Origin of the sequence: Chryseobacterium panacisoli, assembly GCF_008274625.1 — a bacterium.
GTDB lineage: Bacteria > Bacteroidota > Bacteroidia > Flavobacteriales > Weeksellaceae > Chryseobacterium > Chryseobacterium panacisoli.
In genome coordinates this window covers 1,657,938-1,670,896 of record NZ_VTRU01000001.1, presented here as the reverse complement: position 1 = coordinate 1,670,896, position 12,959 = coordinate 1,657,938, and the positions used below count along the sequence as shown (strand labels likewise).

At 34.3% G+C, this 12,959-nt stretch carries 14 protein-coding genes; 11 read left to right on the top strand and 3 right to left on the bottom strand.

Annotation, left to right across the window (positions count from 1 at the left end):
* Positions 1–2 precede the first annotated feature (2 nt).
* The 11 genes from FW781_RS07460 to FW781_RS07410 all read left to right on the top strand — a co-directional run bounded on the left by FW781_RS07460 (position 3) and on the right by FW781_RS07410 (position 10,094).
* The gene (locus tag FW781_RS07460) at positions 3–1,241 is read left to right on the top strand and encodes a glycosyltransferase family 4 protein (protein ID WP_172625679.1); all 1,239 of its coding nucleotides are present in this window, start codon (positions 3–5) and stop codon (positions 1,239–1,241) included.
* Positions 1,242–1,374: 133 nt separating this feature from the next.
* Entirely contained in the window at positions 1,375–2,454 is a 1,080-nt protein-coding gene (locus FW781_RS22775; RefSeq protein ID WP_317133403.1) for an O-antigen ligase family protein, read from the top strand.
* A gap of 48 nt (positions 2,455–2,502) precedes the next feature.
* The gene (locus FW781_RS07450; protein ID WP_149386828.1) at positions 2,503–3,108 is read left to right on the top strand and encodes a sugar transferase; all 606 of its coding nucleotides are present in this window, start codon (positions 2,503–2,505) and stop codon (positions 3,106–3,108) included.
* A 3-nt stretch (positions 3,109–3,111) separates the two neighbouring features.
* A complete protein-coding gene (locus FW781_RS07445; protein WP_149386827.1) occupies positions 3,112–3,753 on the top strand; it encodes an acetyltransferase in 642 nt (213 codons plus the stop codon).
* Between the two features lies 1 nt (position 3,754).
* On the top strand, positions 3,755–4,891 hold the full coding sequence (locus FW781_RS07440) for an aminotransferase class I/II-fold pyridoxal phosphate-dependent enzyme (protein WP_149386826.1): 1,137 nt from the start codon (positions 3,755–3,757) through the stop codon (positions 4,889–4,891).
* Between the two features lie 14 nt (positions 4,892–4,905).
* Complete coding sequence (locus FW781_RS07435) at positions 4,906–5,475, top strand: sugar transferase (protein ID WP_149386825.1); 570 nt, start codon at positions 4,906–4,908, stop codon at positions 5,473–5,475.
* 15 nt (positions 5,476–5,490) lie between these two features.
* Positions 5,491–6,036: a dTDP-4-dehydrorhamnose 3,5-epimerase gene (gene rfbC, locus FW781_RS07430; protein WP_149386824.1), complete on the top strand. Its 546-nt coding sequence runs from the start codon at positions 5,491–5,493 to the stop codon at positions 6,034–6,036.
* Between the two features lie 96 nt (positions 6,037–6,132).
* Complete coding sequence (rimO, locus tag FW781_RS07425) at positions 6,133–7,434, top strand: 30S ribosomal protein S12 methylthiotransferase RimO (protein WP_077419242.1); 1,302 nt, start codon at positions 6,133–6,135, stop codon at positions 7,432–7,434.
* A 441-nt stretch (positions 7,435–7,875) separates the two neighbouring features.
* Positions 7,876–8,430, top strand: coding sequence for a hypothetical protein (locus FW781_RS07420; protein ID WP_149386823.1), 555 nt, complete (start codon positions 7,876–7,878; stop codon positions 8,428–8,430).
* Between the two features lie 99 nt (positions 8,431–8,529).
* Positions 8,530–9,159: a hypothetical protein gene (locus tag FW781_RS07415; RefSeq protein ID WP_149386822.1), complete on the top strand. Its 630-nt coding sequence runs from the start codon at positions 8,530–8,532 to the stop codon at positions 9,157–9,159.
* A 563-nt stretch (positions 9,160–9,722) separates the two neighbouring features.
* Positions 9,723–10,094, top strand: a complete 372-nt coding sequence (locus FW781_RS07410) for a septal ring lytic transglycosylase RlpA family protein (protein ID WP_034699143.1) — start codon at positions 9,723–9,725, stop codon at positions 10,092–10,094.
* Positions 10,095–10,164: 70 nt separating this feature from the next.
* Here FW781_RS07410 and FW781_RS07405 read toward each other — a convergent pair whose 3' ends face one another.
* The 3 genes from FW781_RS07405 to porX all read right to left on the bottom strand — a co-directional run bounded on the left by FW781_RS07405 (position 10,165) and on the right by porX (position 12,865).
* Positions 10,165–10,929 carry an exodeoxyribonuclease III gene (locus FW781_RS07405; RefSeq protein ID WP_149386821.1) on the bottom strand — a complete coding sequence of 255 codons (765 nt, stop codon included), beginning with the start codon at positions 10,927–10,929 and terminating at the stop codon, positions 10,165–10,167.
* Positions 10,929–11,219 (bottom strand): YciI family protein, encoded by a 291-nt coding sequence (locus tag FW781_RS07400; RefSeq protein ID WP_149386820.1) that lies wholly within the window; start codon positions 11,217–11,219, stop codon positions 10,929–10,931. Before FW781_RS07400 ends, FW781_RS07405 begins: the two co-directional genes overlap by 1 nt.
* 101 nt (positions 11,220–11,320) lie before the next feature.
* A complete protein-coding gene (porX, locus tag FW781_RS07395) occupies positions 11,321–12,865 on the bottom strand; it encodes a T9SS response regulator signal transducer PorX (RefSeq protein WP_149386819.1) in 1,545 nt (514 codons plus the stop codon).
* Positions 12,866–12,959: the final 94 nt, after the last annotated feature.

Sequence of the window (12,959 nt, the reverse complement as noted above, 5' to 3'; positions counted from 1 at the left end):
AAATGAAAAAAAATATCTGGTTAATTTCCAAATATGCTTCACCACCTCAATATGCAAAAGCTCCATCACGTTTATTTTATCTGGCGAGAGAGTTTAAAAAAATGGGAAATGAAGCTTTATTAATAACATCAGATGCAAATCATTTTACAAATTGTCCTGAAACTGACAAAATATATAATGATGAAGAACAGGATGGTGTCGCTATAAGATGGATTAAAACAAAAAAATATACTAAAACCGCCTCTATAGATAGAATTTTGTCCTGGCTTGATTTTGAAAGAAAGTTATTTTTGATGAAACTTTCCAATATGGAAAAACCAGATGCAGTTATTATCTCCTCACTTTCTATTTTTACGATCATATATGGCTATTATCTGAAAAAAAGGTTTGGTAGTTTTTTAGTTTTTGAAATTCGTGATATCTGGCCTTTAACGATGACAGAAGAAGCAGGTTTTTCAAAATGGCATCCTCTTGTTTTACTGATAGGGTTTATAGAAAAGTTTGGATACAAAAAAGCTGATTTGGTTGCAGGAACAATGCCAAGGCTGGATTTACACGTAGAAGAATTACTAGGACATAAAAAACCTTTTCATTGTTCACCATTAGGATTTGATCCTGAAAATTATTCTGAAGACTTCCTAACAGAGAAAAATCCGTTTTCAGAGATAGTACCACCGGGGAAAGTAATTGTAGGTTATGCCGGAAGTATGGGAGTTACCAATGCATTGGAACCTTTTATTGAAACAATACAGATGATGAAAGAGAACCCTAATATCCATTTTGTATTAGTGGGAAGCGGGGATCTCAGAGAGTCTTACAAAGAACAGTTAAAAGATTGTTCTAATGTTACATTTTTACAAAGAATCCAGCAAAACGAAGTTAAATATTTTCTCCAGGTTTGTGATATTCTATACTTATCCACCAAAGATTCAAAAGTGTGGGACTACGGGCAGTCTATGAACAAAGTGGTAGAATATATGCTGGCAGCAAAACCAATTATTGCTTCGTATACCGGATATCCTTCTATGATTAATGAAGCTGATTGTGGTAAATTTATCAAGAGCACATCTGCAGAGGATATTAAAAGTGCCATTCTATATTATGCCAATATGAGCCAGGAACAAAGAAGAGAGATAGGAGGTAAAGGTAGAAAATGGATTTTTGAAAACAGAACGTATCCGGTGTTGGGGAAAGAATACATAGATGCTATTTTATCTCATTCTGTAAAGCAAAAGAAGTAGCTTTGCGCTGGTTGAAATAAAAATAGGCTTTATTTTGAAAATTACTATTAATACTAATTTCATTGATAAACTATTCCTGTTATCTGTTATAGTGGGAAATACCATAGCCATTGCTTTTGCAAAACCTTTGGAAATGAGCCCCAGGAATTTTTCTATACCATACCGAATCTTCATCATTATTTTTTCTTTATTGATAATATACAGAGAAAGAAAAAATATCAGCTTTAAAAATATTTCAATAATAAGCCTTGTTGTATTTTGGATTTTTTACATCATCAAGCTTATCTATTCATTTAATAGTTATTCATTTAATCAGGAAGTACTGTTATCAAAAAATGAAGATATTTTCAGGATCTTATTGATCGTACTTTTACCAAGTATTGCATTATTATGTATCAACTATAGGACAGTAGATTTTAAAAGTATAGCCAAATACAGTGTTACTGTTCTCTGTGGTCTTCTTGTTATCAATTACGTATATGGTTATATAAAATTAGACCATATTTTCAGTACCTACTACATAATGTATGGTCATATAGGAGCCTCATTGTTTATCATATCATTATTTTTGCTGTTGTTTTGCAGAAAAGATTATAAATCCTATTTTCTGTTCTTTTGCCTTTTTTTAGGCCTTTTTAATGTAATACAGTCTATGGCAAGAAGCCCGATTGTAGCTATTTCTGTATGTTCTTTGTACATGATTATTTTAAAAGGGAACAAAAAATATATCTTTTATGCTCTTATTTTGATACTAGTGTTTGTAGGACTGATTATTTTGCATGAGCAATATGGCAATGGAGTAATTACTAGTTTTAACAGAATGTATAAATGGATAGCACAGGGAGATACATCAAGCCGAGGTCCCTTGTATAGTAAAGCTATCGAGATATTTAATTCAAATTACTTATTGGGAGGAAGGATATTGTTTGAGGACGGCACTCATCCGCACAACATCTTTTTAGAGCTTTTAATGGCTACGGGTATTTTAGGGTTAATTATTTATTTCCTAAAGTTTTTACCTGTTTTAAAAAATGCTGCCTTATTTTGGAATATTCAAAAGGGAAATATATACTTTAAACTGATTTTTGCGTTATTTTTGCAATACTTTACTTTGGTACAGACTTCCTGTAATCTTTTCAATATACCGGAATTTTTGTACTTTAGCTCAATGATTATAGGTATTGGTTATACAGCAAAAACACACGAAGTTTAAAAAAAATATTGATAAAAGAATGATGATTGATACACCTAATTTCTAAAAATGTATAAAAATTATTTAAAGAGGATTTTCGACTTTGTAGTTGCTCTCATAGGAATTACCTTTCTGCTTCCAATTTTTCTTATTGTGATGGTTGGATTGTTTCTTTCCAATAATGGTAAGCCCTTTTTCTTTCAACAGAGACCTGGCAGAAATGGTAAGGTATTTAAAATTATAAAGTTTAAAACAATGAATGACAAAAAGGATTCTCATGGAAACCTTTTATCAGATGCAGAAAGATTAACAGCTCTGGGAGCATTTGTCCGTAAAACATCTCTGGACGAAATTCCACAATTACTTAATGTACTTAAAGGGGATATGTCCCTTATCGGACCCAGACCTCTTTTAGTTCAGTATCTGCCATTGTATAATGAAAATCAGGCGCGCAGACATGAAGTAAGGCCTGGAATTACCGGATGGGCACAGGTAAACGGTAGAAATGCAATATCATGGAATCAGAAATTTGATTACGATGTATGGTATGTAGAAAATATATCATTTACCTTAGACGTGAAAATTTTCTTTTTAACAGCTAAAAAAGTTTTTATAAGAGAAGGCATTTCACAGGAAGGACAAGCAACAATGGAACCTTTTAAAGGAAATATTTAAAATATGAAAAAAATAGCAATTATTGGAGCAGGAGGATTTGGACGTGAGGTGAAGATGCTGATCGATCATATCAACCAGAAAGATGAACAATTTGAAATTCTGGGTTTTTATGATGATAAACATTATGATCATAATATTAATGGAGTTCCTTATTTGGGAAAGATTGAAAAAATAAATGAAGTAGATCATCCTTTGTGTATTGCAGTAGCAATAGGAGACCCTAAAACAAAGAAGAAAATTATACAAGGAATAAATAATCCTAATATTGAATTTCCAACATTAATACATCCATCAGTGATTATTGGCCTGGATAATACCAAAATCGGAAAGGGAAATATTATATGTGCCGGAGTTATTATTACCATTGATATTCAAATTGAAGATTTTGTGATCCTTAATCTTTCTTGTACTGTAGGGCACGATACTGTAATAAAAAATTATTGTTCATTTATGCCGACAGTCAATATCTCAGGAGAAGTAATTGTCAATGAAGCCGTGTACGTGGGTACAGGTGCAAAAATTATCAATCTTTTAGAAATCGGTGAAAATACTATTGTCGGAGCAGGAGCAGTAGTTTATAAAAGTCTTCCTGCAAACTGTACAGCAGTCGGAATACCAGCCAAACCAATAAAATTCCACGAATAATATGAATACTAAAATCTGGTTATCATCACCCCATATGGGAGGTAACGAACAAAAATATATCAACGAAGCATTTGCAGAAAACTGGGTAGCACCTTTAGGACCTAATGTTGACGGATTTGAGAAAGATCTGGAGCAGTTCTTGGGTGAAAATGCAAAAGTTGCCGTTCTTTCTGCAGGTACTGCAGCATTACACCTTGCGCTTATTGAATGTGGAGTACAGCATGGTGACGAAGTTATCTGCCAGTCAATGACTTTCTCAGCATCAGCCAATCCTATTGCTTACTGTGGCGGAATTCCTGTTTTTGTAGACAGTGAACCGGATACCTGGAATATGTGCCCAAAAGCTTTAAGAGAAGCCATTGAAGACAGAATTCAAAAAGGAACAAAACCCAAAGCAGTTATTGTAGTTCATTTGTATGGTATGCCTGCAAAAATGGACGAAATTACTGCTATAGCGCAGGAATTCCAGATTCCTGTTATAGAAGATGCCGCAGAAGCTCTTGGTTCTACTTACAAAGGAAAAGCTTGCGGTACATTCGGACGTTTTGGAGTATTAAGTTTTAACGGGAACAAAATTATTACCACATCAGGAGGAGGCGCTTTGGTTTGCCATACTCAGGAAGATAAAGATAAAACAGTTTTTCTTTCCACACAGGCAAGAGATAACGCACCTCATTATCAGCATTCACATATTGGTTTCAATTACAGAATGAGCAATATTGTTGCAGGGATAGGAAGAGGACAGATGGAAGTACTTAAAGATAGAGTGGCGGCGCGTAGAGCAATGCATGATTTCTATTTAGATGCCTTCAAAAATATTGAGGGGGTAACTGTATTTTCTGAGCCTGGAAATGATTTTTATTCAAATCACTGGTTATCTGCCATCATTATTGATCCGCAGGTTACTGGAAAAGACAGAGAAGGCTTAAGACTTGCATTTTTAGAAGATAATATTGAATCAAGACCACTTTGGAAGCCAATGCACCTGCAACCGGTTTTTGAATCTTCTCCTTATTACGGAGGAAAAATTTCCGAAAATCTTTTTGATAACGGGCTGTGTCTTCCGTCAGGATCCAATTTGTCAGATGATGACAGAGAAAGAATAGCAAGCGTAATCCGTAACTATTTCGGAGTTTAATATCAGTGAATTTAATGAATCAGTATAAATATTGGAAAGTGGTTTTTGACTTTATCTTGGCGGTAATATTGACCCTCTTTCTTATGCCGGTACTGATCATTTTATTTGTAATTGCAAGTTTCGACACATCTTCTAATGGGATTTTTTTTCAGACCCGGATAGGACAGTATGGAAAGCCATTTACCATATATAAATTTAAAACAATTCATGACAACAAGAGAGTATGTTCCAAAGTAGGACAGGCACTCAGGAAATTTAAATTTGATGAATTTCCCCAATTGTTTAATATTTTAAAAGGCGATATGAGTTTTGTGGGTCCCAGACCTGATATTGAAGGGTATTATGATAAATTGACAGGAGCAGACAGAAAAGTTCTGGAATTAAAGCCAGGGCTAACCTGTGAAGCAAGCATAAAATACAGGGACGAAGAAAACCTTCTGAACAGCCAGAAGAATCCTTTGGTATATAATGACGAAATATTATTTCCGAACAAAGTAAAAATGAATCTTGACTATTTTGAAAATATGTCTTTCAAAAATGATACAAAGATTTTATTTAAAACAATAATAACCATATTGAAATAGAGTTTTTTTACTATTATGAAAATTAAAGAAACCCCGCTTAAAGATTGTTATATCATAGAGCCTACCATATTTGAAGATGAAAGAGGCTACTTCTTTGAAAAATTCAACGAAAAGAAATTTGAAGAATTAACTGGGATGAACGGCCACTTTGTACAGGATAATGTTTCCAGATCATCTTATGGGGTACTTAGAGGACTTCATCTTCAGAAAGGTGAGCATGCACAGGCAAAACTGGTATCATGCCTGGAAGGCAGTGTGTGGGATGTTGCTGTAGATCTTAGAGAAGATTCTCCTACTTTCGGGGAATGGTTCGGAATAGAGCTTACCGCAGAAAATAAACTGCAGCTTTATGTGCCAAGAGGTTTTGGTCACGGATTTGCCGTATTAAGTACCCATGCTGTATTTTCCTATAAGTGCGATAACTTTTATAACAAAGAATCAGAAGGCAGCGTAAAGTTCAATGATCCGGATCTTGATATCGATTGGAAAGTGGAGGAAAAAGACGCCATACTTTCGGAAAAAGATCAGAACGCCCCTGGATTTAAAGACAAAAACTTTTAAAATATATCCCTGAAAACCACTTTTATAAAGTGGTTTTTATTTTTTAATTTTTAACTCTTCAATATTTTGTATCTTTGCAGACTCAAAATCAAAACGATGCGTACAAAATCTGTAGGGAAGAAGAAAATCAATGTAGTCACTCTTGGATGCTCCAAGAATGTATATGATTCTGAAGTATTAATGAGCCAGCTGAAAGCTAATGGCAAAGAAGTGGTTCATGAAGACCGTGGTGACATTGTTGTCATCAATACCTGCGGATTTATTGATAATGCTAAAGAAGAATCTATTAATACCATTCTGGATTATGTTGAGGCTAAGAATAGAGGAGAAGTTGAGAAAGTATTCGTTACAGGATGTTTATCAGAAAGATATAAACCGGATTTGATAAAAGAAATTCCAGATGTAGACCAATATTTCGGAACAAGAGATCTGCCAATGCTCCTAAAACATCTTGGAGCAGATTATAAACACGAACTGGTAGGAGAGAGACTTACAACGACTCCGAAACACTATGCCTACCTGAAAATTTCTGAAGGTTGTGACAGACCGTGTTCTTTCTGTGCGATCCCCTTGATGAGAGGAGGTCACATGTCGACCCCTATTGAAAAACTGGTTTTAGAAGCTCAGAAACTGGCAAAAAAAGGAACAAAAGAATTAATTCTTATTGCTCAGGATCTTACTTACTATGGTCTTGATCTTTATAAGAAAAGAGCATTGGGAGATCTTTTAAAAGAGTTGGTGAAAGTAGAAGGTGTAGAATGGATTCGTCTTCATTATGCTTTTCCAAGCGGTTTCCCGGAAGATGTTCTCGATATTATCCGTGAAGAGCCTAAAGTATGTAACTATATAGATATTCCTCTTCAGCATATCAATTCCGATTTGTTGAAATCAATGAAGAGAGGAACTACCCATGAGAAAACAGATGCTCTTTTAGGAAAGTTCAGAGAAAAAGTTCCGGATATGGCCATCAGAACAACACTTATTGTTGGATATCCTGGTGAAACAGAAGAAAGATTCCAGGAACTTAAAGACTGGGTAAGAGAACAGAAATTTGACAGATTAGGATGCTTTACCTATTCTCATGAAGAGAATACTACCGCTTATGTATTGGAAGATGATATTCCGCAGGAGGTAAAAGAAGCAAGAGTAGAAGAAATCATGGAATTGCAGTCTCAGATTTCGTGGGAAAAGAACCAGGAAAAAGTAGGTAAAATATTCAGATGTATTTTTGACCGTAAAGAAGGGAATTATTTTATCGGAAGAACGGAGTATGACTCACCAGATGTGGACAATACAGTTTTGGTTTCTGCTGAAGATACCTACATCTCTATCGGTGAATTTGCAGATGTTAAAATTACTTCAGCCGAAGAGTTTGACTTATACGGAGAATTAGTCTAGCTAAATGCTTACTAATCAGTTTAAAATAAGATTTATAAAATTAAGCTATTAACGAAAATTAACATAGAATTTTCTCGGTGGCTTATTTTTATTTTACTGATAATCAGTTTGTTAATATTTTGCGTAATTAAGATTTTTTAATTTTCTTTTATAAAGTATATAAATTCGAAAATTATATCTTAAATTTGCGCAATAAGCAATATTTTTAAATAATATGCTTTCAATGAGTTAATCATTAAAATGAGGCTAAAATTCAATTAAAATAGTATTTTAACAGAATTCTTCAATATAATATTCACAAGTTGAGATGCGTTTTCCATTTTAGAAATATTGATGAAAAAAAATGTAATTAAAAATCTTTAAAAACTTATGAAAAAAATTTTATTAACAGCAATTATGCTTGTTGGCCTTTCGGCCCTTTCTAAGGCTCAGCAGGGGCGAGTGGGGATTAACACAACCACACCTGCCGCAACGTTAGATGTAGTAGCAAACACTACCGACAATGCCAGACCTGACGCCTTATTAGTCCCTCGTATGACAAGAGCTCAATTATTAGCTAAAGATGCGGCTTATACTGCAGCTCAAAATGGAGCACTTGCTTTCGTTACGACAATTGACGGTACAGCAACTCCTAAAACTACCAACGTTACTGCTGTAGGTTTCTACTACTATGATGGGCAGACTACGAATACCTGGATTGCTGTAGGTGGTGGATCTGTTGCTCCTGCTGGAATGACAGTAAGAGCACAAACAGCTTCTACGATCTCTGATACAGATTTGAATAACGCAGTTCTAGTTACATCAAATGTTACATTTAACTTAGCTACATTAACGAAAACCAACGGTAAAACTATTACATTTATAGATGCAACCAATGGTGCTTTTTTTAGTGTAACAGGAGTTCATAGTACAGCTTCAACGACACCTCTTCAATCTGGTGGATCACTGTCTTATATTTGTGATGGAACTAATTGGTATAGCTATAATTCATTCTAATAACAAAACACAATTATGAAAGTATATTTAACATCAGCATTGTTTGCCATTGTTGCGGCATCAAGCACGTTTTTCGCTCAATTAAGATCAAACGGTACTGTGAGTGCTACAGTAGCTACACAGTCTGTATTTTTAGATGCTTCTGCAAATGGATTTACAACATCAAATAGTAATGGTAAAGGATTAGCATTTCCTAGAACAAATTTAACTTCGTTTACTTTTGTTACACCAGTGACTAGTGCTTTGAACTTCCCTACTGCATATGATGGGATGATCGTTTATAATTCTACTCCGGGTACTACTCCTGCTACAGGTTCTGGTATTGGTGGTCAAACTGTAGATGTTGGTTTTTACTATTTTAGTAATCCTACTCCAACACCAGCTTTCTCTTCAGCATCAGGTAGATGGTTGCCACTAGGTTCAGCGACAAAAGAAAATATTCTTACCACTGAAACAGTTACAAACAGACAAGTAAACAACGCTCAGATATATGGTATAAAAGGAACTTTTACAGCGAGTGGAACTTCTACTGCAGTAACGATTCCTGCTCCTACTGGAATAACTTCAATGTATGGAATCACTATCTATAAAGCAGGTACAAATACTGTATATTCTAGAGAATTGTATTCTTATGACACATCTACCGGAGCGGCAGTTACAGGATCTCCAAGTATTTCTGTAGTGTATCCTAACGGTACATATGATTATGTATTAGAATATTTAAAATAAGACATTAATTTAATTACATACAAAAACCAATGAGAAATCATTGGTTTTTTTACTTTTAAGAGATTCGTTCATTTATTTTTCGGGTTATAAAATCATCACTTATTCATTTTTTGGATGGCCAAAGCGGATTTTTGTTGAATAAATAATTAATCTATAGATTTTAACAAAATAAAAAGGTGTTAAAAAGTAATTCTGATATCTTGCTTTATAGGAGCAGATGCCCTCTGTCAGAAAGTTTTTCCGGAATCCGGTTCTTAAGATTTTAATTTTTTAAGATTGATTTTTCAGATTTTATTTTAACTTTATTAATTTTATAATTAATTGATTTTCAGTTGTTTTTAAAAGCGTTAAATTTAAATTATGCACAAATTAGTTAATTATGTTAACTTTTAAAGTGTTTTTTTAACACTTTTTAACACTGTAACTTAAAACCCCTGTTCATAGGAGGTTACAACAACGTTTAACATTTGTTTAATGTTTTGTTAACGGTTTTTAACATATTGAATAGGGTTTTCTAAAGATTCCTGATACTTTTGTCCCGTCAAAACCAATAAAAGTTCAAAATGATGAAAAGATTCATTCTCGTAATCATAATGATGATTTCAACCTTAGGTGTTTATTCTTTTACGAGTAATGCCTTAGATGCGAAAAAAACAAGTTATGCATCGTACTACCACGATAAATTTAACGGTAGAAAAACTGCTAGCGGAGAAATCTTTGATAACTCAAAGTTTACTGCAGCAAACAGAACGCTTCCATTTGGAACAAACGTTAAGGTTACTAACCTTAAAAATGGTAAAGAGGTAATAGTGAGAATTAATGACAGAGGGCCTTACCATTCATCAAGATCTTTAGATATGTCTAAAGCTGCGTTCGATGAGATTGGAGATATCAGTCATGGTACAATTCCGGTCGAATATGAAATTGTCGATTAATTTTATGATTTAAATTAAAAAAAAGCCAGCTGATTCAGCTGGCTTTTTGTATACGTCAATATCTCGTTGATTATACATCCAATTCCAATAAAGCAGGACAATGGTCAGAATGTACGGCTTCCTTTAAAATAACAGCCCGGGAGAGCTTATCCTTTAAGCTGTAAGAGGTGAAGTTATAATCCAGCCTCCATCCTTTGTTTCGGGCTCTGGAATTTTGCCTGTAGCTCCACCATGTATAATTGTCGGGATCATTATTAAAAAATCTGAAACTATCTATAAGCTCACATTCATTGATGAAATTGGTCATCCATTCCCTTTCCATAGGAAGAAACCCTGAAACATTCTTTAAACCAATTGGATTGTGAATATCAATTGCTTCATGACAAATATTAAAATCACCCGATATAATCAGGTTGGGAATTTCTTTCTTTAAATTTTTGATATACTCCAGAAAATCATGGCAGAACTGCATTTTAAAATCCAGTCTTTCAATATTGGAAGCAGAAGGAACGTACACAGAAATGGCTGAATATCCGTCAAAATCTGCACGGATGATTCGGCCTTCATTATCATAGCTTTCAATACCGCAGCCAAACTCTACATGATTGGGTTTGATTTTTGAGGCAATTCCAACCCCGCTGTAGCCTTTTCTTACTGCTGAGTGCCAATAACTGTGGTAACCTAATTTCTCAAGGCTTTCGATGTCTATCTGATCGTTTCCCGCTTTGCTTTCCTGAATACAGATGATATCCGGGTCAGCTGTCTTTAGCCAGCCCAGGAAATCTTTTGTAAAAGCAGCTCTGATTCCATTAACGTTGTATGTGATTAATCTCATTAGTCTTCTATAAAAAAATTAAAATTTTCATTGTATTTGGAAGGGATAAATTCCGTGATGTCATAATCTGCCACCTGATGAATATAAAAAGGATCTTCAGAAATAATCTGCTTAATTTCATTTTTAGATTCTGCATTGGCTATGATGATACCCCCTGTTCTGGGTTCTTTTCTTCCCGAAGCAATAAACTTTCCTGATTCATAATGCTTATTAAGGAAAATATTATGCTGGGGAATAAGGCGTTCTACATTGTCGATAGAACTCTTGTAGGTAAGCGAAATAATAAACATGATTTATTTTTTACGAAGATATGAACTATAAAAAAAGAAGCGGAAAAAATCGAATGATTTTTTCCGCTTTAAACCCAAAATTAAATAAACTATGAAAAAAACTACTTGGGTTCTAAAATGCTGAAAGGAATAATACACTCTTCCAGTGAAATTCCTCCATGCTGGTAGGTTTCTTTATAGTAATTAACGAAATGATTGTAATTTTTAGGGTAAGCCAGGAATATATTGTTTTTAGCAAAAATATATTTCGAACTTAAGTTTCCTTTTGGAAGGAAAAGTTTTTCAGGATTGGTAATCGCCCATACATCACTGTCGTCGTACGTTAAACTTTTACCTGTTTTATATCTGATATTCGTAGACGTTTCTCTGTCTCCTACCACTTTACTTGGCTTTTTCACATATACCGTTCCGTGGTCTGTAGTGATGACAAGTTTGTAGCCGTTTTCTGCCGCTGCTTTTATAATCTTCAGCAAAGACGAGTTTTCAAACCAGTTGAAAGTAAGAGAACGGAAGGTTTTATCATCACGGATGAGCTGATCTACGATATGATTGTCTGTTTTCGCGTGGGAAAGAATATCAATAAAGTTGTACACGATCACCAGCAGGTCATTGTTTTTATGCTGGTTGAAATCATCATAGATCTTTCTTTCAAAATCCGCATTTAGCACTTTAAGGTACTTCATAGACTTTGATCCAAGACCAATTCTCTTCATCTGATCTTCCAGAAAGTCACGCTCAAACTCATTTTTATTGCCCTCTTCATTATCATTAAACCATTTATCCGGGAAACGTTTTTCAATTTCAGAAGGCATTAATCCCGCAAAAAAAGAGTTTCTCGCATACTGTGTAGCAGTAGGAAGGATGCTGTAGTAATAATCTTCCGAAATCTTATTGTAATATTTTGTAAACAAAGGTTCAATCACTTTCCATTGGTCGAAGCGAAGGTTGTCTACCATCAGCAAAAGAACTTTTTCTTTTTCCACTTCAGGCTTCACTTTTTCTTTGAAAAGCGTATGGCTCATTAAAGGTTTGTCTGAATCAACAAGCCAGTCTGCGTAATTTTTTTCAATAAACTTGGCAAACTGAATATTGGCTTCTTCTTTCTGAGACTGCAGAAGGTCTGCAAATTCATTATCTGCAACCTTATCAAATTTGATTTCCCAGCTAAGAATTTTTTTATAATATTCTGCCCATTCCTGATACGTTCTCAGGTATGAAAGTTCCATAGAAAGGTTTCTGAATTCCTGTTGGTACTGCAAAATTGTTTTTTGCTCAACAAGATTATCTTCCTGAAGGTTTTTCTTTAGGGAAAGTAATATCTGGTTAGGATTTACAGGCTTCAATATATAATCGGCAATCTGAGATCCGATAGCCTCTTCCATAATGTGTTCTTCTTCGCTTTTGGTAACCATTACAATCTTTAAGGAGTTATCTTTTTCCTTAATCATAGGAATGGCTTCCAGGCCGGAGATACCCGGCATATTTTCATCAATTAATGTTAAAGCAAATTTCTCTGAATCCATAAGTTCCAAAGCCTCATTCACATTATTAACAGGGGTTACCTGGTAACCCTTTTTTTCTAAAAATACAATATGAGGTTTAAGTAAATCTATTTCATCATCAATCCATAATATCTTTTCTGACATAATTTATTTTTTACATGGTTATTCTATCAAAATGTTGACCAAATCCTTTTAAAATCTCACAAAATAGAAAGATTAAAAGTTAAATATAAGTTAA